At 74.2% G+C, this 21,533-nt stretch carries 23 protein-coding genes and 1 pseudogene; 12 read left to right on the top strand and 12 right to left on the bottom strand.

Annotated features, from left to right (window positions below; translation table 11 throughout):
- Positions 1 to 46: 46 nt before the first annotated feature.
- A complete protein-coding gene (locus ACZ8ZB_RS10425) occupies positions 47 to 1,429 on the bottom strand; it encodes a glycoside hydrolase family 10 protein (protein WP_470737424.1) in 1,383 nt (460 codons plus the stop codon).
- Between the two features lie 261 nt (positions 1,430 to 1,690).
- Positions 1,691 to 2,383, bottom strand: coding sequence for a TetR family transcriptional regulator (locus ACZ8ZB_RS10420; RefSeq protein WP_470737423.1), 693 nt, complete (start codon positions 2,381 to 2,383; stop codon positions 1,691 to 1,693).
- A gap of 206 nt (positions 2,384 to 2,589) precedes the next feature.
- Here ACZ8ZB_RS10420 and ACZ8ZB_RS10415 point away from each other — a divergent pair, with 206 nt between their 5' ends.
- From ACZ8ZB_RS10415 to ACZ8ZB_RS10405, 3 genes are read left to right on the top strand one after another with little or no spacing between them, the layout of a single operon-like run.
- Positions 2,590 to 4,026 (top strand): glycosyltransferase family 4 protein, encoded by a 1,437-nt coding sequence (locus ACZ8ZB_RS10415; RefSeq protein ID WP_470737422.1) that lies wholly within the window; start codon positions 2,590 to 2,592, stop codon positions 4,024 to 4,026.
- The gene (locus tag ACZ8ZB_RS10410; RefSeq protein WP_470737421.1) at positions 4,020 to 4,766 is read left to right on the top strand and encodes a class I SAM-dependent methyltransferase; all 747 of its coding nucleotides are present in this window, start codon (positions 4,020 to 4,022) and stop codon (positions 4,764 to 4,766) included. Before ACZ8ZB_RS10415 ends, ACZ8ZB_RS10410 begins: the two co-directional genes overlap by 7 nt.
- Positions 4,763 to 5,848 (top strand): prenyltransferase/squalene oxidase repeat-containing protein, encoded by a 1,086-nt coding sequence (locus ACZ8ZB_RS10405; RefSeq protein ID WP_470737420.1) that lies wholly within the window; start codon positions 4,763 to 4,765, stop codon positions 5,846 to 5,848. The genes ACZ8ZB_RS10410 and ACZ8ZB_RS10405 overlap by 4 nt, the downstream gene beginning before the upstream one ends.
- A gap of 16 nt (positions 5,849 to 5,864) precedes the next feature.
- On the opposite strand, the gene ACZ8ZB_RS10400 is transcribed toward ACZ8ZB_RS10405, so the two are convergent.
- The gene (locus ACZ8ZB_RS10400; RefSeq protein ID WP_470737419.1) at positions 5,865 to 6,158 is read right to left on the bottom strand and encodes a hypothetical protein; all 294 of its coding nucleotides are present in this window, start codon (positions 6,156 to 6,158) and stop codon (positions 5,865 to 5,867) included.
- 159 nt (positions 6,159 to 6,317) lie between these two features.
- On the opposite strand from ACZ8ZB_RS10400, the gene ACZ8ZB_RS10395 reads away from it, so the two are divergent.
- Positions 6,318 to 6,755 carry a cupredoxin domain-containing protein gene (locus ACZ8ZB_RS10395; RefSeq protein ID WP_470737418.1) on the top strand — a complete coding sequence of 146 codons (438 nt, stop codon included), beginning with the start codon at positions 6,318 to 6,320 and terminating at the stop codon, positions 6,753 to 6,755.
- Positions 6,756 to 6,822: 67 nt separating this feature from the next.
- Here ACZ8ZB_RS10395 and ACZ8ZB_RS10390 read toward each other — a convergent pair whose 3' ends face one another.
- The 3 genes from ACZ8ZB_RS10390 to ACZ8ZB_RS10380 form a co-directional block, all read right to left on the bottom strand.
- Positions 6,823 to 7,680, bottom strand: a complete 858-nt coding sequence (locus tag ACZ8ZB_RS10390) for a hypothetical protein (protein ID WP_470737417.1) — start codon at positions 7,678 to 7,680, stop codon at positions 6,823 to 6,825.
- A gap of 159 nt (positions 7,681 to 7,839) precedes the next feature.
- Positions 7,840 to 8,769, bottom strand: a complete 930-nt coding sequence (locus ACZ8ZB_RS10385) for an N-acetylmuramoyl-L-alanine amidase (protein ID WP_470737416.1) — start codon at positions 8,767 to 8,769, stop codon at positions 7,840 to 7,842.
- A 9-nt stretch (positions 8,770 to 8,778) separates the two neighbouring features.
- A complete protein-coding gene (locus ACZ8ZB_RS10380; RefSeq protein ID WP_470737415.1) occupies positions 8,779 to 9,438 on the bottom strand; it encodes a class I SAM-dependent methyltransferase in 660 nt (219 codons plus the stop codon).
- Positions 9,439 to 10,043: 605 nt separating this feature from the next.
- On the opposite strand from ACZ8ZB_RS10380, the gene ACZ8ZB_RS10375 reads away from it, so the two are divergent.
- From ACZ8ZB_RS10375 to ACZ8ZB_RS10365, 3 genes are all read left to right on the top strand, one after another.
- Positions 10,044 to 10,304: a WGxxGxxG family protein gene (locus ACZ8ZB_RS10375; RefSeq protein ID WP_470737414.1), complete on the top strand. Its 261-nt coding sequence runs from the start codon at positions 10,044 to 10,046 to the stop codon at positions 10,302 to 10,304.
- Positions 10,305 to 10,434: 130 nt separating this feature from the next.
- Positions 10,435 to 11,862, top strand: a complete 1,428-nt coding sequence (locus tag ACZ8ZB_RS10370; RefSeq protein ID WP_470737413.1) for an MFS transporter — start codon at positions 10,435 to 10,437, stop codon at positions 11,860 to 11,862.
- Between the two features lie 92 nt (positions 11,863 to 11,954).
- A complete protein-coding gene (locus ACZ8ZB_RS10365) occupies positions 11,955 to 12,125 on the top strand; it encodes a MaoC/PaaZ C-terminal domain-containing protein (RefSeq protein ID WP_470737412.1) in 171 nt (56 codons plus the stop codon).
- 159 nt (positions 12,126 to 12,284) lie between these two features.
- Here the strand turns inward: ACZ8ZB_RS10365 and ACZ8ZB_RS10360 are convergent, their stop codons facing one another.
- A complete protein-coding gene (locus ACZ8ZB_RS10360) occupies positions 12,285 to 12,452 on the bottom strand; it encodes a hypothetical protein (RefSeq protein WP_470737411.1) in 168 nt (55 codons plus the stop codon).
- A gap of 733 nt (positions 12,453 to 13,185) precedes the next feature.
- Positions 13,186 to 14,187: pseudogene (locus ACZ8ZB_RS10355) on the bottom strand (hypothetical protein); the annotation flags it as partial.
- 173 nt (positions 14,188 to 14,360) lie between these two features.
- Between ACZ8ZB_RS10355 and ACZ8ZB_RS10350 the strand changes: the two are divergent.
- From ACZ8ZB_RS10350 to ACZ8ZB_RS10340, 3 genes are read left to right on the top strand one after another with little or no spacing between them, the layout of a single operon-like run.
- Entirely contained in the window at positions 14,361 to 15,224 is an 864-nt protein-coding gene (locus tag ACZ8ZB_RS10350; RefSeq protein ID WP_470737410.1) for a Nif3-like dinuclear metal center hexameric protein, read from the top strand.
- Positions 15,221 to 15,964: a zinc ribbon domain-containing protein gene (locus tag ACZ8ZB_RS10345; protein ID WP_470741457.1), complete on the top strand. Its 744-nt coding sequence runs from the start codon at positions 15,221 to 15,223 to the stop codon at positions 15,962 to 15,964. Before ACZ8ZB_RS10350 ends, ACZ8ZB_RS10345 begins: the two co-directional genes overlap by 4 nt.
- 12 nt (positions 15,965 to 15,976) lie before the next feature.
- A complete protein-coding gene (locus tag ACZ8ZB_RS10340; RefSeq protein WP_470737409.1) occupies positions 15,977 to 17,332 on the top strand; it encodes a bifunctional RNase H/acid phosphatase in 1,356 nt (451 codons plus the stop codon).
- On the opposite strand, the gene eda is transcribed toward ACZ8ZB_RS10340, so the two are convergent.
- From eda to ACZ8ZB_RS10320, 4 genes are all read right to left on the bottom strand, one after another.
- The gene (gene eda / locus ACZ8ZB_RS10335; protein ID WP_470737408.1) at positions 17,307 to 17,966 is read right to left on the bottom strand and encodes a bifunctional 4-hydroxy-2-oxoglutarate aldolase/2-dehydro-3-deoxy-phosphogluconate aldolase; all 660 of its coding nucleotides are present in this window, start codon (positions 17,964 to 17,966) and stop codon (positions 17,307 to 17,309) included. The genes ACZ8ZB_RS10340 and eda overlap by 26 nt on opposite strands.
- A gap of 65 nt (positions 17,967 to 18,031) precedes the next feature.
- On the bottom strand, positions 18,032 to 18,814 hold the full coding sequence (gene yaaA / locus ACZ8ZB_RS10330; protein ID WP_470737407.1) for a peroxide stress protein YaaA: 783 nt from the start codon (positions 18,812 to 18,814) through the stop codon (positions 18,032 to 18,034).
- Positions 18,815 to 18,840: 26 nt separating this feature from the next.
- Positions 18,841 to 19,167: a hypothetical protein gene (locus tag ACZ8ZB_RS10325; RefSeq protein WP_470737406.1), complete on the bottom strand. Its 327-nt coding sequence runs from the start codon at positions 19,165 to 19,167 to the stop codon at positions 18,841 to 18,843.
- The gene (locus tag ACZ8ZB_RS10320) at positions 19,164 to 19,919 is read right to left on the bottom strand and encodes a MerR family transcriptional regulator (protein WP_470737405.1); all 756 of its coding nucleotides are present in this window, start codon (positions 19,917 to 19,919) and stop codon (positions 19,164 to 19,166) included. The genes ACZ8ZB_RS10325 and ACZ8ZB_RS10320 overlap by 4 nt, the downstream gene beginning before the upstream one ends.
- Positions 19,920 to 20,091: 172 nt before the next feature.
- Here ACZ8ZB_RS10320 and ACZ8ZB_RS10315 point away from each other — a divergent pair, with 172 nt between their 5' ends.
- Both ACZ8ZB_RS10315 and ACZ8ZB_RS10310 read left to right on the top strand, forming a co-directional pair.
- Complete coding sequence (locus ACZ8ZB_RS10315; RefSeq protein WP_470737404.1) at positions 20,092 to 20,658, top strand: Uma2 family endonuclease; 567 nt, start codon at positions 20,092 to 20,094, stop codon at positions 20,656 to 20,658.
- A 23-nt stretch (positions 20,659 to 20,681) separates the two neighbouring features.
- Positions 20,682 to 21,518: an AraC family transcriptional regulator gene (locus ACZ8ZB_RS10310; RefSeq protein ID WP_470737403.1), complete on the top strand. Its 837-nt coding sequence runs from the start codon at positions 20,682 to 20,684 to the stop codon at positions 21,516 to 21,518.
- The last annotated feature ends 15 nt before the right edge of the window (positions 21,519 to 21,533 follow it).

The following is a 21,533-nucleotide window of genomic DNA, read 5'->3' as shown; positions in this document are numbered from 1 at the left end:
ACCGCACCCGCGCCCCGGAGCGGGGCGCGGGTGCGGGCGGAGCGGGTCAGGACGCCGTGCAGGCGCCGACCTGTGGCGGGGGCGTGGCGCCGCCGTTCACGGTGAAGCCGAAGCCGGTCGAGGCCCCGGCCGCGAGGGAGCCGTTCCCACTGGAGCGCACCGTCATGACGTTGCCGCCGCCGTCCCGGGCGGGTGAGCCGTTCCGGACGGAGACGCCCTTCTGCGGGGCGGGCATGGTGACGTTCACGCTCCGGGCGGTGATCGGCGAATCGCCCGCGGTGATCGTCACCTCGCCGTTGTAGCCGCCGCTCCACTGCTCCGCCGTGGTGTGGGTGGCGGTGCAGGCCGCGTCCGGGTCGCCCGGGTCGCCGCCGCCGAGAGCGCTCAGCACGGCGTCGTACGCCGGCTTCTTGTTGTAGTCGTTGTCGAACAGCAGGGGAGTGCCGGTCGACCGCCACGAGTACTTGTCCGGGATGCCCCACACCGTGATGCCGGTGCAGCGCGGCACCGCGAGGCAGGCCCGTACGACGTTGCCGTAGTCGGTGGCCTGGGCCTGGCCGGAGCCCTCGATGTCCAGTTCGGTGATCTGCACGTCGACGCCGAGGTCGGCGAAGCGCTGCAGGTTGGCCCGGTAGTCGGAGGGGACCGGGGAGGTGGGGTCGAAGTGGGACTGGAAGCCGACGCAGTCGATCGGCACGCCGCGGGACTTGAAGTCCTTGACCATGGCGTGGACGGCGTCGCTCTTCGCGTTGACGCCCTCGGTGTTGTAGTCGTTGTAGCAGAGCTTGGCGTTCGGGTCGGCGGCCCGGGCGGTGCGGAAGGCCTCCTCGATGAAGCCGTTGCCGAGCTTTTGCTGGAAGGGCGAGTTGCGCCGGGCGCCGCTGCCGCCGTCCTGGAACGCCTCGCTGACCACGTCCCAGGAGTGGATCTCGCCCTTGTAGTGGGTCATGACCTGGGTGATGTGGTTGTTCATGGCCGACCGGAGCTCGCTCGCGCCGAGTCTGGGGACCCAGCTCGGCAGCTGCGAGTGCCGGACCAGGCCGTGTCCGCGGACCTCCATGCCCTTGCTCCGGGCGTGGTCCACGATCTGGTCGGCGCGGCTGAAGAGGAAGGTGCCGCGGCGCGGCTCGACGGCGTCCCACTTCATCTCGTTCTCGGGCGTCACCGAGCTGAACTCGCGGTCGAGGGTGGCGGTGTACGGCGCCTCGCCGAGGCGGTACGCGGCCACGGCGGCGCCGAAGTAGCGGCCCTTCTCGGCCGCCGCCGTGCCCAGGGTGTCGGCGGCGTGGGCGGTGGTCTGGGGGAGCGCGGCGAGCGCGGTGGCGGTGAGCAGGGCGGTGGTGGTGGCGCCGAGGGCGGAGCGCAGCCGGTCGCGCGCGGGGCCGCCGCCTCCGGTTCTCGTCCCCGTTCGCTTTCTGATCATGCGCATGTCATCCCTTCTCCGGTGTGTCCCGTGCTGCGGATGGGCGGGATTGCCGCCGTGCGGTCGATCGAAAGTTTCGGACTCGGCTCCGAATTGTCGCGGTGACGATACGGGCCGCCGAAGAGGCGGTCAATCGTTCACGCATGACGGAACTCGCCGGTGCGGGAGGGGGTGTGGAGGGGGAAGTTCGACGCGGGCGTCGGCGGAAAGGATGCGAAACTTTCGCCGACGGCCGCCGACGGCTGCCAGCGGCGGTCGGCGGGCACGTCAGCCGCCGTCGGCGCTCTTCGGGGCCGTCAGGTCCATCAGGCGGCACACCGTCTCTATGTCGGTCTCGACCTGGGCGAGGGAGGCGCGGCCCGAGAGCCAGGTGATCAGGGCCGAGTGCCAGGTGTGCTCGATGACCCGGACGGCCGAGAGCTGCTCGGGCGTGGGATCGACGAGCTCCACGGCGTCCAGGATGATCGCCGTGGTCCGCCGGGAGACCTGGTCCACCTCCGGGCTCACGCTGCGGTCCGCGAAGGTCAGGGCGCGCACCATCGCGTCGGCCAGGTGCGGCTCCCGCTGAAGGGCGCGAAAGGCCCGCATCAGGGTCTCCGCGACCCGCTCGGCCGGGGTCTCGCCGACCGGCGGCTCCTTCCGCAGCGTGTCGTGCAGGGTCTCCAGCTGGTCCCGCATGGTGGCGACCAGGAGATGGATCTTGGAAGGGAAGTAGCGGTACAGCGTGCCGAGCGCCACCTGCGAGGACTCCGCGACCTCACGCATCTGCACCGCGTCGAAGCCGCCCCGGCCGGCCAGCCGCGCGCAGGTCCGCAGGATGCGGCGCCGGCGTGCCTCCTGGCGCTCGGTGAGCGGTGAGGCCGGGGCGGGCGGCGCGGTGCCGGCTCCCGCCGCCGCCCCGCACGCCCCGGCCGTCGTGGCTGCCCTGGCCTCCTCGTCCCTGTTGGCTTCCGTAGGCATGGGTCCCGTCCGTGACAGTCGGTGAGGGTGGATGATCGGACAGCATGGCATGCCGTCCGTCGTGGCGTGAATCACCTGATCCACTGCTGCCAGTACCCCTACCTGCCGGTAGATTCGGATCCTCCGAACGATCAACTCTGAAACTTGTTCTAGATGAGCGTCCCGACGTAGTGTCGCGGGACAGTGCAGGGAGAAGGGGGCCCAGAGTGACCGCTGAGGCCAGTCAGGCCGGGCCCTCGCAGGGGACCGCATCCGACGGCTTGCGACCGCTCCGCATCGCACTCCTCACCTACAAGGGAAACCCGTTCTGCGGCGGGCAGGGCGTCTACGTACGCCACCTCTCCCGCGAACTCGCCCGTCTCGGACACCGCGTCGAGGTCATAGGGGCCCAGCCCTACCCCGTGCTCGACGTCCTCGACGGGGGCCGCACCGGGCCGACCCTCACCGAACTGCCCAGCCTCGACCTCTACCGCCAGCCGGACCCCTTCCGCACCCCGAAGCGCGACGAGTACCGGGACTGGATCGACGCGCTGGAGGTCGGCACCATGTGGACCGGCGGCTTCCCCGAGCCGCTGACGTTCTCCCTGCGAGCCCGCCGCCATCTGCGCGCCCGCCGCGGCGACTTCGACGTCGTCCACGACAACCAGACCCTCGGCTACGGTCTGCTCGGCGACCTCGGCGCCCCCCTGGTGACCACCATCCACCACCCCATCACCGTCGACCGCCGGCTGGAGCTGGACGCCGCGGAGAACTGGCAGCGGCGGTACTCGGTACGCCGCTGGTACGCCTTCACCCGGATGCAGAAGCGGGTGGCGCGCCGCCTGCCGTCCGTGCTCACCGTCTCCGGCAGCTCCCGCCAGGAGATCGTCGACGACCTCGGCGTACGGCGGGACCGCGTCCACGTCGTCCACATCGGCGCCGACACCGACCTGTTCGCGCCCGATCCGTCGGTGCCGGTCGTACCCGGGCGGATCGTGACCACGTCCAGCGCGGACGTGCCGCTGAAGGGACTGGTCTTCCTCGTCGAGGCGCTGGCGAAGGTGCGGGCGGAGCAGCCCGACGCCCATCTCGTCGTGGTCGGCAAGCGGCCCGTGGAGGGGCCCGTCGCCCAGGCCGTGGAGCGGTACGGCCTCGAGGGCGCCGTCGAGTTCGTCAAGGGCATCTCGGACGCCGAACTGGTCGACCTGGTGCGGTCGGCGCAGGTCGCGTGCGTGCCGTCGCTGTACGAGGGGTTCTCGCTGCCGGCCGCCGAGGCCATGGCCACGGGCACCCCGCTGGTCGCCACGACCGGCGGGGCGATCCCCGAGGTGGCAGGCCGCGACGGGGAGACGTGTCTCGCCGTACCGCCCGGCGACGCGGGGGCCCTGGCCGCCGCGCTGACCCGGCTGCTCGCGGACCCCGGACTGCGCGCCCGGCTCGGCGCGGCCGGCCGGGAACGGGTGCTGCGGAACTTCACCTGGGCGCGTGCGGCCCAGGGCACGGTGGCCCGCTACCGCGAGGCGATGGCCCGTGCCGGCCGGGGCACGGGCGCCGCCCGTGCGGAGGAACCGGCGCCGGCCGCCGCGGACGTCCTCCCGGACCCGGGCGCCGCAGACGTGAACACAGCCGACACCTCCGACCGCGAAAGCAGGGCCACGTGCTGACCGTCGACTTCTCCCGGTTCCCGCTCGCCCCGGGCGACCGCGTCCTGGACCTCGGCTGCGGAGCCGGCCGGCACGCCTTCGAGTGCTACCGGCGTGGTGCGCGGGTCGTGGCGCTGGACCGGAACGGCGAGGAGATCCGCGAGGTCGCCAAGTGGTTCGCGGCGATGAAGGAGGCCGGGGAGGCGCCCGCCGGGGCCACCGCCACCGCCATGGAGGGCGACGCCCTCGCCCTGCCCTTCCCCGACGAGTCCTTCGACGTCGTCATCGTCTCCGAGGTGATGGAGCACATCCCGGACGACAAGGGCGTCCTCGCCGAGATGGCGCGCGTGCTCAAGCCCGGCGGCCGGATCGCGATCACCGTCCCGCGCTACGGCCCCGAGAAGGTGTGCTGGACCCTGTCCGACGCCTACCACGAGGTCGAGGGCGGCCACATCCGCATCTACAGGGCGGACGAGCTCCTCGCCAAGATCCGCGGGGCCGGCCTCAAACCGTACGGCACCCACCACGCGCACGCGCTGCACTCGCCGTACTGGTGGCTGAAGTGCGCGTTCGGCGTGGACAACGACAAGGCGCTGCCGGTACGGGCGTACCACAAGCTGCTGGTCTGGGACATCATGAAGAAGCCGCTGGCCACCCGGGTCGCGGAGCAGGCGCTGAACCCGCTGATCGGCAAGAGCTTCGTGGCGTACGCGACCAAGCCGCACCTGCCGCGCGCCGAGGCCGAGGCGGACGCCACGTGACGACCCCCCGGACTCCTCGGACGGAACACCTCGTCCTGCCCGGGGTGCTCACGCCCGGCCAGGCCGCCGCGACCGTCGCCGGCATCCTCGCCGGGCAGCGGGAGGACGGGGCGATCCCCTGGTTCCGGGGCCACCACCTCGACCCGTGGGACCACGTCGAGGCCGCGATGGCCCTGGACACGGCGGGCGAGCACGACGCCGCCGAACGGGCCTACCTCTGGCTGGCCCGGCACCAGTTGGCGGACGGCTCCTGGTACGCGGCCTACGCCGACGGCGACCCGCTCGACGTCACCGACCGGGGCCGGGAGACCAACTTCGTCGCCTACGTCGCGGTCGGGGTGTGGCACCACTACCTCGCCACGGGCGACGACACGTTCCTGGACCGCATGTGGCCGGTGGTGTACGCGGCGGTGGAGTTCGTGCTGCGGCTGCAGCAGCCCGGCGGGCAGATCGGCTGGCGGCGCGACGACGACGGCACGCCCACCGCGGACGCGCTGCTCACCGGCTCCTCCTCCGTCCACCACGCGCTGCGCTGCGCGCTGGCCATCGCCGAGCAGCGCGAGGAGCCGCAGCCGGACTGGGAGCTGGCGGCGGGCGCGCTGCGGCACGCGATCCGGCGCCACCCGGAGCGGTTCCTGGACAAGAACCGCTACTCCATGGACTGGTACTACCCGGTGCTCGGCGGCGCGCTCACCGGCACGGAGGCCGAGGCCCGCATCGAGGAGGGCTGGGAGCGTTTCGTCGTCCCCGGACTCGGGGTGCGCTGCGTGGTGCCCAATCCATGGGTGACCGGCGGTGAGTCGGCCGAACTCGCCCTGGCGCTCTGGGTGATGGGCGAGTCCGACCGCGCGCTGGAGGTGCTCCAGTCGATCCAGCACCTGCGCGATCCGGAGACCGGCCTGTACTGGACGGGCTACGTCTTCGACGACGGCGCGATCTGGCCGCGCGAGCTGACCACCTGGACCGCCGGCTCCCTGCTGCTGGCGGTCGCCGCACTCGGCGGCCACGAGGCCACCTGCGCGGTCTTCGGCGGCGACCGCCTGCCCAGGGGGCTGACCCCGGACTGCTGCACGCCCGCCTGAACCGGCCGGGGCGTGCTCAGTACCGGCGCAGGCGGCCGGCGATGGCGTGGCCGATGAACAGGTAGACGACGGCGGCGAGTCCGTAGCCGGCGACCACACGCGCCCAGGCCTCGTCGAACGTGAAGAGGTCGCGTGACCAGGCGGCCAGCCAGTTGGCCGCGTCGTGGACGAACTGCACCAGGTCGTTGCCCCGGTTGGCGTCCAGCAGATACATGAGGATCCACAGTCCGAGGATGACGGCCATGATGTCCGCGATCACCGCGACGACCGTCCCCGCGGAGTTGGAACCAGTGCGATAGCGAGGGGACATACTCTCCGACTGGCCCCGAACGTCCGGTTGAAACCCGCGACGCCCGGGACCGGCGCGGAAGTCCGGCGTGGGACCAGCGGTGGGTGAGCAGCAGGCGCCACGCCTTTGGGCCGCGCTGCCGGAGCGGCTGGAACCGGCGATCCCTCCGGCCTGCCGAGCGTGGACCGCGCGTACCTGCTGGTCCAGTCGGAGTTCCACCTCGGCGGACGGAACGGCATCGCCGACGCCGGCAAGGCGAACGCCGAGGAACCCGACACGGTCGCCTTCAACGGGCACGCCGACCAGCACGACCACGACCCGATGACGGCGAGGACCGGCGGGCGCGTACGGATCCGGGTGCTGACGGCGGGACCGAACGTGCCCGGCGCCCTCCACGCCGTGGGCGCCCAGTTCGACACGGTGTTCCGCGAGGGCGCGTACGACCTGCGGCCGGACGGCGCGGAGCGCGGCGGCGCGCAGGCCCTCGACCTCGCCCCCGCGTCCGGCGGGTCCGTCGAGCCGCCCTTCCCGGAGGCGGGCGACCACCCGTTCGTCACCCATGTGATGACCGGCGCGGAGCGCGGCGCGCACGGCATCGTCCGCGCCGGCCGACCGTGACGGGTCCCGCCGTACGGCGACGGCCCCCCGCCCGGTGGGCGGGGGGCCGTCGCGGAGGGGGCCCGGGTCAGCCGCGCTGGATGCCCGAGGTGTCCTGGAGGACGCCGCGGCGGCCGTCCTGGGTCTGGGCGACGAGGGACGGACCGCGCTGCTCGACCGCCAGGTACCAGGTGCCGGGGGCCAGTTCGGCGATCGGCGTGGGCGAGCCGTCCTCCGGGAACAGCGGCCGGGGCACCGGCACGGCGAACCAGAACGGCGAGAAGTCCCCGGCGGGCGCCGGAGCGGGCTGACCCGCCTGCGGCTGAGCCGGCTGACCGGGCTGGCCCGGCTGCGGCTGGCCCGGGAAGGGCTGCTGCGGCTGGCCCGGCTGCGGCTGACCGCCGAACGAGGCCTGCTGCGCGCCCGGGTAGCCGTAACCGCCGGGCGGCTGCGCGCCGTAGGGCTGCGGGGCGGCGGGACGGGCGGCCGGGAGGAGCGCGCCCTTGAGGGCGGGCACCAGGGGGGTGGCGATGGCGGCGACGGCCATGACGAGCGTGGCGACGAGAGCCAGGATCAGACCGGTGCCGGCGTCGGGACCGTCCGAGGACCCGCCGCCGACGTTGTCGATGCCGCCGGCCACGTCGAAGATGTTGCCGAGGGCGCTCCAGGCGGCGAACACCGTGAAGGCGACGCCGAACTGGCCGAGGTCGAGCCCCGCGACCTTCGGCGGCTGCGGCAGGCCGCGGGCGACGACGACGAGCGCGGCGCCGATGAGGCCCGCCAGCACGACTCCGAGCACGACCGGACCGCTGCCCCACAGGCTGGGGAGGTCGTAACTGTCGGGTGCGCCGTCGACGGAGTAGAGGTCGAGGAACGACGCGATGAACAGCAACACCGCTGCTCCGATCACCACGCCGTCGCCTCGAGTGAGGGAGCGGATATTCACTTCAGGTCCTTCGTAGGTCGTCTCGTCGTCGGAAGAGGCGTCGCTGTCACCATGTCGCCCGAAGGTTCCGGTGTGAAGCGCGGGGGTGGCCCCTCATCGTACGGACGGACACTATCGTCCGCAGGATCGGGCTGTCCGCCCGGACCAGCGCGCTGATCCCTACCCGCGCAGGAAGCTCACGATTCCCTCGGAAATCCCTTGCGCCGCTTTCTGCCGCCAGGCGCCGCTGGTCAGCAGCGCCGCGTCCTTGCTGTCGCGCATGTTGCCGCACTCGACGAACACCTTGGGAACCGTTGACAGATTGAGACCGCCCAAGTCCTTGCGCGTGACGAGACCGGTACCGTCGCCGACGTAGTTGGAGGGCGCGCTGCCGGTGACGCGGACGAAGGTGCCCGCGATGCGCGCACCGAGGTCGCCGGACGGCTCGACGATGGCGCGGGTGTCCGCGGCGCCGGCGTCGACGGCGCCGGGGAGGATCACATGGAAGCCGCGGTTGCCGGTGCCCGAGCCGTCCGCGTGGATCGAGACGACGGCGTCGGCCTTCGCCTCGTTGCCGATCCGGGCCCGCTCGTCCACGCACGGGCCGAACGGCCGGTCCCCGTCCTGGGTCAGCTTCACGGTGGCGCCCCGCTTCTCGAGCAGCGCGCGCATCCGGTGGGCGACGTCGAGGGTGAACTCGGCCTCCGCGTACCCGTCGTTGGTGGACGTACCGGTGGTGTCGCACTCCTTGCGGTTCGTCCCGATGTCCACCTGGCGGTTGATCTCGGCGGTGTGCTTGAAGTTGCCCGGGTTGTGTCCGGGGTCGATGACGACGACCTTGCCCGCGAGGGGGCCGCTCGCGGCGGCGGAGGCGCCGGGCTTCCCGCCCCCGGAACTCGCGGACGGCGCCGGCGTACGGGACGAGGCGGAGGGGGAGGCGGGAACGGCGGCGCTCCCCGGCCCCTCGTCGTCCCCGGACCCGCCCACCGCGGCGTACACCGCCCATCCGAGCAGCGCGCCCGGCACCAGCGCGGCGAGTGCCACGGTCAGGGGCCCGCGCCGGGACCTCCGGGGCTGGGGCGGATCGAAACCGGGACCTGTGTACGACACGCAGCCACCCTAGCGGTGCCGGGCGTCCGTGCCGGTACGGCGCAGTACGCGCAGGGATCCGGTCGCCGAGACCTCGGTGAACGCGCCGGACGCGAGGGCCCGGAGGCAGACGCGGTACGGGGCCTGGCCGGTGAACTCGTCCACCGGGTCGGGGAAGACGTCGTGGATGACGAGCAGGCCGCCCTCGACGACGTGCGGGGCCCAGCCCTCGTAGTCGGCGGTGGCGTGTTCGTCGGTGTGGCCGCCGTCGATGAAGACGAGGGCGAGCGGGGAGGCCCAGAGGGCGGCGATCCGGGGCGAGCGGCCGACCAGGGCCACCACGTGGTCCTCCAGGCCCGCCCGGTGCAGGGTGCGGCGGAAGGCGGGGAGGGTGTCCATCAGGCCCAGTTCGGGGTCGACCGTCTCCGGGTCGTGGTACTCCCAGCCGGGCTGCTGCTCCTCGCTGCCGCGGTGGTGGTCCACGGTGAGCGCGGTGACACCGGCCGCGCGGGCCGCGTCGGCGAGCAGGATCGTGGAGCGGCCGCAGTAGCTGCCGATCTCCAGGAGCGGCAGCCCGAGACGGCCGGCCTCGGCCGCCGCCGCGTACAGGGCCAGCCCTTCGTCCACGGGCATGAAGCCCTTCGCCGCCTCGAACGCGGCCAGGATCCCGGGCCCGGGTGCCATCGACATGGGGCTTGCCTCTCCCGAGGGCGTACGTGTGTGCACGGGCCCATGCTGCCGCACCCCCTGCCGGACCGGCCGGCAGGGGGTGCCGCCGGGTGAGGGGAGTCGGGCGGAGACCGTCTCGCCCGGCAGGGACGGGTCCAGGTCGGCCGGGCGCCCGTCGCCCTCGTGGCGGACCGGGGAGCCGAGCGGAGCGCGGCCGGTGGCGCGGGCGGCCAGGACGTACGTGCTCCCGGCGGCGTCCGGGACCGTCTGCGCACGCTCCGGGTCCTACCCGCTGCCCGCCCGCGGCCGCGGACGCCGGTCCGACGGTCGCCCGGAGGGCCGGTCGTCGTCTGCGTCATGAAGGGTGCCTCCGGGGCCCGGCCGTGTGCAGGAGTACGCGCGGACCGAGCCCCGTACACCGAGGCGGCTGGTCCGGCTCCGAGCCGCTGACGAATTCTCGACCGTTCCTTCGTGCCGATGCGCCGACGGGCGTCGGCACCCTTCGGTTGAAGCGGCAATCAATAGATTCTCTACATTTCCCGCATTTCAGTCTGTAGGGGATGAAAAGGGGCACTCCGGATGGCGTGAAAGTGACTGCCGGGACCACTGAGACGAGGGAGACAGCAATGCGCAAATTCGTGGGCACCGTCGCCATCGGCGTTCTGCTCGCCGTCGCCCCGGCCGGCGCGGCGTTCGGCCAGAGCGCCGGGCAGGCGGCCCAGCCGGCCACCGCCACGGTCGTGCAGGCGCAGAACGACAACGACGACGACGGCGGCGGCAACGGCGGGCTGTGGGGCCTGCTCGGCCTGCTGGGACTGGCCGGGCTCATCCCCCGCAAGACCAAGCACGAACACCACCGGGACACCGGCGGCAGCCACCGCATGTGACCGCCGGGCCCGCTCCGGCGGAGCCGTCCGCCGCCCCCGGCCGACCGGGGGCGGCGGGCGGTGTCCAGGACCGGGGACCGGGTGCGGGTAGGACGAAAAGCCGGTGCCGGGGCGGGGACCGGTTGAGAACATGGCGCACATGCTCGAAACCACCGACGCCGCCCACAGGTCCGCCCGTGCCACATCGTCCGTCTGGCTGGTGGTCGCGCTCGCCTGCGCCGGGCAGTTCCTCGTCGTCCTCGACATCTCGGTGGTGAACGTCGCCCTGCCGTCCATGCGGAGCGGGCTGGCGCTCGGCGAGCAGGGCCTGCAGTGGGTGGTGAACGCGTACGCCATCGCCTTCGCCGGCTTCATGCTGCTCGGCGGACGCGCCGGCGACCTCTACGGGCGCAAGCGGATGTTCCTCGTCGGCCTCGGCCTGTTCACGCTGGCCTCGCTGGCCGGCGGGCTGGCCCAGGACGGCTGGCAGCTGCTGCTGGCCCGGGCCGTGCAGGGACTCGGGGCGGCCGTTCTGGCGCCCTCCACGCTCACCATCGTCACCTCGGCCGTGCCGGAGGGCGCGGCCCGCACCCGGGCCATAGCGACCTGGACGGCCGTCGGGGCCGGCGGCGGCGCGGCCGGCGGATTCGTCGGCGGGGTGCTCGTGGACGCGCTGTCGTGGCGGTGGGTCCTGCTGATCAACGTACCCGTCGGAGCGGTCGTGCTGGCCGGGGCCGCCCGATGGCTCACGGAGAGCCGGGCCGGGGACGGACGGCGGCTCGACCTGCCGGGTGCGCTCCTGGTGACGGCCGGCCTCGCCACCCTCGCGTACGGCATCTCACAGACGGAGGCCGAGGGCTGGACGGCGACGGCCACGGTGGCGCCGCTGTGCGCCGGGCTCGTCCTCCTCGCCCTGTTCCTCCTCGCCGAGGCACGGGCCAAGGCCCCGCTGATGCCGCTCGGGTTGCTGCGGCTGCGGTCGGTGGCGTCGGCGAACGCGGCGATGCTCCTGAGCGGCTGCGCCATGTTCTGCATGTGGTTCTTCATGACCCTGTACGCCCAGAACGTGCTCGGCTACACCCCGCTGGAGGCCGGACTGGCCCTGGTGCCGAGCTCGCTCGCGGTGATCATCGGCTCCAAGCTCGCGCCCCGGCTGATGCGTACGGCGGGACCGCGCGCGACGGCCGTGCTCGGCACGCTGACCGCGGCGGCCGGCTTCGGCTGGCAGTCGACGATGACCGCGGACGGGGCGTACCTCACCGCCGTCATGGTCCCCGGCGTCCTGATGATGCTGGGCGCGGGCCTCGCCACCACCCCGCTGGCCTCGCTGGCCATGTCCGGCGCGGCGCCGGAGGAGGCCGGCCTGGTCTCCGGGCTGGTCAACACCTCCCGCACGATGGGCGGTTCCCTGGGCCTCGCGATCATGTCCACGATCGCGGCGGCCCGCACGGGCGCCACCCGCACCCCGCAGGCCCTGACGGAGGGCTACGCCCAGGCCTTCCGCACCAGCACGGCGCTGCTGCTGGCCGGCGCGGCGGTGATGTGGCTGTGGCTGCCCCGGAGGACGACGGCGCGCTGACGGCCGCCCGCGGGCGACCACGCCGTCCCCACCGCGGGCGGAGCGGCCCGCCCCCGCTCGGCCCCGGCCGCCGGAACGACGCCGGGAGCCCCGTGCCCACCGGGTTCGAACGGCCCGTCCCGCACGGCCTGTTCACCTACGGCATGACCCTCGAGGCGGTCGTCGGCGCCCTGCTCGACGGTGACGTCACCCGCGTCCGCTCCTGCGTCACCCGGTTCGCCGGGGACGCGCAGCCGGGCGAGACGCTGCGGATGCGGATGTGACGCGGGGACGGTGCGGTGTAGGTGGTCGTCGGCGCGGTGGGGAGAGGTGACGCGCCGGTACGCGCCGGTACGGCGGCCGAACACGACGGAGCCGGGTCCCGGTCGTCGTCGACGACGGCCGGGACCCGGCTCAGGTGCGGACCGGTGCCTGACGGGTGGTCAGGCTGCCGACTCCGCGTACTCGTTCGCCTGCTCCGGCCTGCGGTGCCGGCCGCGCGGGGACGCTTCCGCGTCCTGCGTGGAGACAGGGCCCCGGTGCCTGCCGTGTCCGGCAGAGGCCTGTCCGCTCTCGGCGGACTGCGGCTCGTGCGTGCTGATGTCGTTCATCGGAAGGAACTCACCCCGTAAACACGATCTCTTTTACAGCCGGGCGAGTGTAACCGGCCCACCACCACCCGGATCCAGGCGGCCACGCCGACCGCGGCTACTTCGTTACAAGCCGGTCCAGGGGCGCCTTCTGCAAGGGGACGGGGCGGGGGGCGGGGGGCTCGGGCGCGGGGAGTTCGGCGTGGAAGGGGCTTCGGCCGTCGGCCATGCACTCGCTGGGGGGCTGTGGTTGACCGCCGACCGTGTGTGCGGTGCACAGCGGGAACGGACCGTCGGCGATGCGCACGGAATACGACGGCGACCTGCCGCCGCCGGGCAGGGCGCAGGGCGGGAGGAGCTCTCCGGCCATGGGGCCGACGGCGGTGGTGAGCCGGCCCTCGGGCGGGGCGTGGTCCTGGTTCGTGGACGGGGTGGTGGTGGCGAGTCGGCCCACGGTCATGAGGACGGCGTTGGAGGGGGTCGCGCCCTCGGCCGTGGGCGCGTCGGCGGACCGGTCCCGCTCTTCGGCCACGGGGGCGGCGGGGAGAACGAGCCGCCCTTCGGTCATGGGCGCGGCGGCGGACGGCACCCGGCCTCGGGCCATGGGCCCCACGGCGGTGGGGAGCCCGCCGTCGGACACCGACACGGGTGCGGGCTCGGCGGGTGCCGGGCGGCCCGGCGCCTCCCGGAGGTCCACCACCGGACGGACGTCCAGCCCTTCTCGCGGCCGCTCCCGCCAGGGCGCCCTCAGCCCGGCCACACCGCACGGCACCGCCCCGGTGGCGTACGGCAGCCGCAGCTCCCCGCCCACGGTCCACAGCCCGGCGCCGGCCAACCACCCCGCGGGCGCCGGAAAGTGGTGCACCCGTCGTTCCGCCGGCCGCCACACCCCGACCCAGCTGCCGAACGCGCCGTCGATCCGCAGCGCCACCGCGCAGCCCTCCGGCGTCAGCATCTGCCCCGGCTGGATCGCGAACGGCGTGACCGCGCAGTCCGCCAGCCGCAGGCACTCCGGGAAACGCACCGGCAGCGTGCTGCCCAGCACCCCCCAGCCCAGCCGGCCCCGGCCGGGCGACGGCGCGTCCGAACGGATCAGCAGCAGCCCGCTGTCCGGATCGGCGAGCAGCAGCCGGTCGTCGCTGCCGTCGGCGATCTGCAGCAGCGGGGACGTCTCGCCGCCGCGCTCCAGGTCCACCACGACCGCCTTGGTGCGCCCGCCGGTCTCCCGGTCCAGCGCCAGCATCCGCCCCTCGCGGTCCAGCCACACCCCGCCGGAGCAGCGTCCGGGGACCTCCGCGAGCTGCTCGGGCCCGAACGCGCCGCCCGCCACCAGCCACACCACCGTGGACCGCCGGCCCACGGCGAGGGCGTACGCCCGCTCCCCGCCCGGCGCGGGCGGCAGCAGCCGCAGTCGGGTGTCCTCCTCCGGGCACTCCACCGTGCCCAGCGGCAGCTCGCCGGTGCCGGGGCCGGTCGGGTACAGCAGGGAGAAGGCGTGCCGTCCGCCGGACGGCCGGCGGATGAGGACCCGGCCGTCGCTCAGGGGCTGCACCTCGGTGCCGGGTTCCTCGGGCTGGTTGCCGGGCAGCGGCACCGCGTAGGGCTCGGGGCCGTCCAGGGTCCAGCGCTCCGGGAAGAAGGAGTCGCCGGCGAGGGCGAGGCGTGCGGCGTAGGAGCCGTCGGCGGTGATGGCGCAGCCCGCCCGTCCGGCTCCCTCCTCGTGTCCCGCCCCGGGTTCGATGGCACAGACCGTCATCGTTCGGTCACCTCCGGTGACGAAGGTAGGTCGCGCACGCACGGACGGCGGAGCGGTGGGCCCGCGCTTCACACGTAAGGGTGTTCCAGGAACGATTCGTCCGAGGAAGGAGAGGGGTGTGTGCTCCAGGATGCCGGTACTGCCGCACGGAACGGCCAGGTAGCCTTTCAGGTGTGCCCCGTCTGTCTGAAGTCATCGCCGCGCTGGAGAAACTGTGGCCCGCCGAGCGGGCCGAGTCCTGGGACGCGGTCGGCACCGTCGTGGGCGAGCCCGACCAGGAGGTCACGCGGGTCCTGTTCGCCGTCGACCCGGTCCGGGAGACCGTCGACGAGGCGGTGAGGCTGGACGCCGACCTGCTGGTCACCCACCATCCGCTCTATCTGCGCGGGACGACCACGGTCGCGGCCTCCACCTTCAAGGGCCGCGTGGTGCACACGCTCATCAAGAACGACATCGCGCTGCACGTCGCCCACACCAACGCCGACACCGCCGACCCGGGAGTCTCCGACGCCCTCGCCGGCGCCCTGGACCTCAGGGTCCTGCGGCCCCTGGTGCCGGACGCCACCGATCCGGAGGGCCGCCGGGGGCTCGGCCGCGTCTGCGAGCCGGCCCACCCGCTGACCGTCCGCGACCTCGCCGCCCTCGCCGCCGAACGCCTCCCCGCCACCGCGCAGGGCATCCGCGTCGCCGGCGACCCCGACGCCCTCGTGCGCACGGTCGCCGTCAGCGGCGGTTCCGGCGACAGCCTCTTCGACCACGTACGGGCCGCCGCCGTGGACGCCTTCCTCACCGCGGACCTGCGCCACCACCCGGTGTCCGAGTTCGTCGCGGACCGCGCCCAGGGCCCCCTCGCCCTGCTCGACGCGGCGCACTGGGCCACCGAGTGGCCCTGGTGCGAGCTGGCCGCAGCCCAGCTCGACGAGATCTCCGATCGCCACGGATGGGGCCTGCGGGTCCACGTCTCGAAGACGGTCACCGACCCCTGGACCGCCCACGCGGCCTCTACCACCACCGACACATCTGGAGCCCCCAACTGAACGCCGCGCCCGCCGACCAGATCCGACTCCTCGACGTCCAGGACCTCGACGTCCGCCTCCAGCAGCTCGCGCACAAGCGGAGGTCGCTGCCCGAGCACGCCGAGATCGAGTCGCTGAACCGGGACCTCGCCCAGCTGCGGGACCTGCTCGTCGCCGCGCAGACCGAGGAGAGCGACTGCGCCCGCGAGCAGACCAAAGCCGAGCAGGACGTCGACCAGGTGCGCCAGCGCGCCGCCCGCGACCAGAAGCGCCTCGACTCCGGCGCCGTCTCCTCGCCGAAGGACCTGGAGAACCTCCAGCGCGAGATCGTCTCCCTCGCCAAGCGGCAGGGCGACCTGGAGGACGTCGTCCTGGAGGTCATGGAGCGCCGCGAGTCCGCGCAGGAGCGGGTCGCCGAACTGACCGAGCGGGTCGGCTCCGTGCAGGGGAGGATCGACGACGCCACCGCGCGCCGGGACGCGGCGGTCGAGGAGATCGACGGCGAGGCCGCCTCGGTGACGAAGGAGCGCGAGGTCGTCTCCGCATCCGTGCCCGCCCCGCTGCTGAGCCTGTACGAGAAGCTGCGCGAGCAGCAGGGCGGCATCGGCGCGGCGAAGCTGTACGCCCGCACCTGCCAGGGCTGCCGCCAGGAGCTCGCCATCACCGAGCTGAACGAGGTCCGCTCCGCGGCCCCCGACACGGTGGTGCGCTGCGAGAACTGCCGGCGCATCCTGGTGCGCACGGCCGAGTCGGGGCTGTAGGGGCCACCGGCGGTGCGGGAGTTCATCGTCGAGGCGGACGGCGGGTCCCGGGGCAACCCGGGGCCCGCGGGCTACGGGGCCGTGGTGGCTGACGCGGCGACGGGGGAGACCCTGGTGGAGGCGGCCGAGTACATCGGGGTCGCCACGAACAACGTCGCCGAGTACCGGGGCCTGCTGGCCGGCCTGCGCGCCGCCCACGAGCTGGACCCTCGGGCGCGGGTCCACGTCCGGATGGACTCCAAGCTCGTCATCGAGCAGATGACGGGCCGCTGGAAGATCAAGCACCCGGCGATGAAGCCGCTCGCGGCCCAGGCGGCGCGGGTCTTCCCGCCGGAGCGGGTGACGTACGAGTGGATCCCGCGGGCGCAGAACAAGCACGCCGACCGCCTGGCCAACGAGGCGATGGACGCGGGCAAACGGGGCGAGGCATGGTCGGCGGCGACCTCCCGGGCCGCCCTGGACGCCCCGCCGGCCCGCCCCTCGCTCCCCGGGCCCGCGGGCCCGCCCGGCGACGCGGCAGCGGGCGCGGCCCGCGCCCGGGCGGCGCTGGCACCGGCGCCCGCGGGCCCCGCCGACGCGCGGCCCGCGGACGCGGTCCCCCCGTCCGGCACCGCCTCCGGGGCGTCCGGGACCGGCGTCGCAGCCGGAGGCGCCGACGCTCCCGAGGGCGCCGGTGCCGAGGCCGACGTCCGGGCCGCGCGGGCCGTCGCCACGCCTAGCGCCGGGTGGGCGCCCGCCGATCTGGGGCCGCCCGCGACCTTCGTGCTGCTGCGGCACGGCGAGACCCCGCTGACTCCGCAGAAGCGTTTCTCGGGCAGCGGCGGCAGCGACCCCTCCCTCTCCGGCGTCGGCCGGGAGCAGGCCGAGAAGGCCGGCGAGTTCCTCGCCCGGCGCGGCACCGTCCAGGCGGTCGTCGCCTCGCCCCTCGCCCGCACCCGCGAGACCGCCGGCATCGTCGCCGCCCGGCTCGGTCTGGACGTGACCGTGGAGGACGGGCTGCGCGAGACGGACTTCGGCGCCTGGGAGGGCCTCACCTTCGGCGAGGTCCGCGAACGCCACCCCGACGACCTGAACGCCTGGCTGTCCTCCCCGGACGCCGAACCCACCGGCGGCGGCGAGAGCTTCGCGGCCACCGCCGCCCGGGTCGCCGCCACCCGCGACCGGCTGACCGCCGCGTACGCCGGCCGCACGGTCCTGCTCGTCACCCACGTGACACCGATCAAGACCCTCATACGCCTCGCGCTGGGCGCCCCGCCCGAGGCCCTGTTCCGCATGGAACTGTCGGCGGCCTCCCTCTCCGCCGTGGCGTACTACGCCGACGGCAACGCCAGCGTCCGCCTGTTCAACGACACCTCGCACCTGCGCTGAGCCCCGCCGCCGCCCGGGCCAGCGCCTCGACGCGGTCCCAGTCCCGGGCGGCCACCGCGTCCGCCGGAAGCATCCAGCTCCCGCCCACGCACCCCACGTTGGGCAGTGCGAGGTAGTCCGGCGCGGAGTCGGGGCCGATGCCCCCGGTCGGGCAGAAGCGGGCCTGCGGAAGCGGCCCGGCGAGCGACTTCAGGTACGCCGTGCCGCCCGCCGCCTGCGCCGGGAAGAACTTCATCTCCCGCACCCCCCGCTCAAGGAGCGCCACCACTTCGGAGGCGGTGGACACCCCCGGCAGGAACGGCACCCCGGACGCCCGCATGGCCTCGAGCAGGACGTCCGTCCACCCCGGGCTGACCAGGAACCGCGCCCCGGCCGCCACCGCCTCGTCCGCCTGCGCCGGCGTGATCACCGTCCCGGCGCCGACCACGGCCTCGGGCACCTCACCGGCGATCGCGCGGATCGCGTCGAGCGCGGCGGGCGTCCGCAGGGTCACCTCGATCGCGGGCAGCCCGCCACCGGCCAGCGCACGCGCCAGCGGCACGGCGTCGGCGGCGTCCTCGACGACGACGACGGGCACGACGGGGGCGAGGTCCAGCACGGAGGAGGAGGCCGAGGAGGGCAGGGGAGAGCGCATGGCGTCATCCTGCCCGCCCGGTGCACACCACGCAAAGGCCGTTGCGCCTACTGCAACGCGAGGGTTCAGTGCACCTCGTCCACTAGGACGTCGAGCGACCAGGCCGCCCCCGCCCGGGCCGGCGCCGTCGCCTCCACCTCGTGGCCGAGGTCCCGCAGCGCCTCCACCAGCCCGGCGGGGTCCTTCGGCGCGGCCCCGGCCGTCAGCAGGCTCCGCACCATCCGCCCCTTGGTCGCCTTGTTGAAGTGGCTGACCACCTTCCGGGTCGGCGCGTGCAGCACGCGTACGGTCGCCGTCCGCCCGGCGACCTCGCCCCTGGGCCTCCAGGCCGCCGCGTACGCCGCCGACCGCAGGTCCAGCACCAGCCCGTCCCCGGCCGCCTCGGGCAGCACCTCGGCCATCGGCGCGCGCCAGTGCCCGCTCAGCGGGCCGAGGCCGGGCAGCTTCACGCCCATCGAGAGCCGGTAGGAGGGGATCTCGTCGGTGACCCGGACCGCGCCCCACAGCCCGGAGAAGACCAGCAGGGACGCCGCCGCCCGCCGCTTCGCCGCCGCGTCCAGGGACGCCAGGTCCAGGGCGTCGTACAGCACCCCGGTGTAGATCTCCCCGGCGGGCCGCGCCCCGGCGGTCCGCAGCTCCGCGTTCTTCGCGACCTCGCCCCGCAGCCCCTCGCTCAGCCCGAGCACCTCGCGCGCCTTGTCCTCGTCGCCGGCGCACAGGTCCACCAGCTCGGCGAGGACGGCCTCCCGCGCGGCGGCCAGCCCCGGCAGCGACAGCGACTCGGGCCTCAGCGGGGCACCGCGGCCGGAAGCGGCCTTGCCTTCGGACGGCGGCAGCAGGACAAGCACACGTACTCCTTCGATCGAGCTCGACGTCAGGGTACGGCGTGCGCCGGCCGGTCCAGTTCGGCGCCGTGGAGGACGGCGGGGTCCAAGCCCGTCCCCGTGAAGTGCCCCGCCGGTTCCAGGGAGAGGACCACCGAGTGCACCGTCGGCCGGTCGCCCGGCAGTACGGACATCGCCACCGTCTCGACCACGCACACGGACGCGAACCCGTACATCGGGGCCGCCTGCCCGCGCGCGTACCCGGACGCCGTACCGCCGCCGACACCGTGCTTGCGCCGGGCCACCCACAGCCAGAGGCTCATCATCAGCCGCAGCTCGTGCCGGGCCAGCGCCCGAGCCACCCGCACGCCCCTCATGACCGTCCCTCCGTGAGGATCCGCAGCATGCGGCGGAACGCCTCAGCCTGGGCCGGCGCGAAGTCGGCGTAGAGGGCCCGCAGGAAGCCGTCGGCCTCACCGAGGCCGGTTCCCTCCGGGACCAGACCGTCCGGCACGGACGCGGCGAGGGCGCGGGCGGCCTCCTCCACGCGCGGATCGTCCGGATCGGCGTCGGCGAGCGCGTCGAGCATCCCGTACAGGGCGCGCGCCCGCTCCGCCCCGCCCGGCGCGCTCACCACCCCGCCGAGCAGCCCGATCAGCCGCTCCCGCTCCTCCGGCGGCGCCGCGGTCTCGACGAGCGCGAGCATCTCGCGGTCCTTGACGGCCATGGGGGAGTCGGACAGGTGAGCCGTGTCCCGGAACAGCGCGGCCAGCTCCGGCGAGACCGGCCCCTCGGCGCTCAGCCCGCCCTCGCCCTCCAGCAGGGTCCGCAGCCGCGCCCGCCGCTCCCGGATCGCGGCCTCCTGCCGCGCCAGGTCCTCGTCGAGCTCCGTCAGCACCTCGACGAGGTCCTTGCCCGCGTCGTCCGCGAGCACGTCCCGCACCTCGGCGAGCCCAAGACCCAGCTCGGTCAGCCGCCTGATCCGCGCCAGCACGACGGCGTGCCGCAGGGTGTAGTCCCGGTACCCGTTGCCCAGCCGCTCCGGCTCCGGCAGCAGCCCCAGCAGGTGGTAGTGCCGCACCGCCCGCGTGGTGACCCCGACGGCGGCGGCGAGTTCTCCGATCCGCATGGCCCCAGTGGAAACGTTGACGCTGCGGCAGGGTCAAGGCAGTGCTGTGTCGCCTGACGGCGGTCCTGCTCCTGTGCCACGACCGAGGCAACGGTTCCCGATCCCACGGACAGGCGATCAGCCGATGTCCCAGTCCGGCGGGCGACAGAAGGAGGGGCGTGACACGACTGCCATGGCTCATGAGCCGCTTTCGCGGGCGGACGTCCTGCTGGAGGGCTTCCTCGCCCTGGAGACCCCGGAGGGTTTCCGGGCCGAGCTGATCGAGGGGGAGATCGTTGTGACGCCGCCGGACGGGGACCACGAGGACTGCATCGGGCTGATCGTGACGCAGGTGGTCAGAGAGTCCCGCACGGACATGCAGTTCTCCGGGAACAAAGGCCTGAAGCTGAAGAGCGGCGGAGCCCGCCCGAAGAACCACGCCATCCCGGACGGCACCTTCGCTCCCACGGCACTGCGCCTCTACCGGGGAGCCGACCCCTGGATGCCCTGCGACGGCGTCGCCATGGTGGTGGAGGTGACTTCCAGCAAGCCCCAGGCGGACCGCGAGGCCAAGCGTCGCTGCCACGCCCGCGGAGGCATCCCCCTCCACCTCCTCGTCGACCGTGAGGCCTCCTCGATCACGCTGTTCAGCGACCCGGAGAAGGACGAGTACCGCGAGCGGTGCACCCGCCCCTTCGGCAAACCGATCACCCTCCCCGCCCCCTTCGGATTCGACCTGGACACCGCCGACTTCCTCTGATCCCCTGTGGGCGGGGGTGCGAGGTGACGGACGTACGGGAACAGGCGCGCTGGACCAGGGCACGGCTCGGGCGGTGCGGCCCGCCGCTCGACCTGCTCACCGCCCGCTTCGACCGGCACGAGTACGCCCCGCACGCCCACGACGAGTTCACGGTCGGCGTCACCGTCGGCGGCCTGGAGACCATCGCCTACCGGGGCGGACGCATCGTGTCGGGGCCGGGCTCCATCGTCGTCCTCGAACCCGGCGAGATGCACACCGGCGGCCCCGCCGCCCCCGAGGGCTACTCCTACCGCGCCCTCTACGCCGCCCCGGCCCTCCTCACCGACGGCACCCTCGGCAGCGGCGGCCCCCCGCACTTCCGCGACCCCGTCCTCGACGACCCCGAGCTGGCCGCCGCCCTGTGCCGCGCCCACACGGACGTGAGCTCCTGCCCGGACCCCCTGGAGGCGGAGTCCCGCATCCCCTGGCTGCTCACCGCCCTCGCCCGCCGCCACTCCACCGCCCGCGCGGACGACACGGCCGTCCCCGGCGCCGGCGCCGTCGCCCGCGCCGTCCGCGACCGCCTCGCCGACGAACTGCTCGCCCCGCCCTCCCTCGCCGCACTCGCCGCCGACCTCGGCCTCTCCCGCTACCAGCTCCTGCGCGCCTTCCGCACGACGATGGGGGCGCCCCCGTACGCCTGGCTCGCCCAGCACCGGGTGACCCGGGCCCGCGCCCTGCTGGACGCCGGAGCGCGCCCCGCCGAGGCGGCCGCTCTCGTCGGCTTCGCCGACCAGGCCCACCTGACCCGCTGGTTCCGCCGTGTGCTCGGGGTGACCCCGGCGGCGTACCGCAACAGCGTTCAAGACGGCGCCCGCTGACCCGGCCGACACTCA

Source organism: Streptomyces sp. 12E, assembly GCF_055633275.1.
Note: the sequence above shows the minus strand (reverse complement) of the source record. Positions and strands in the feature narration are given on the sequence as shown.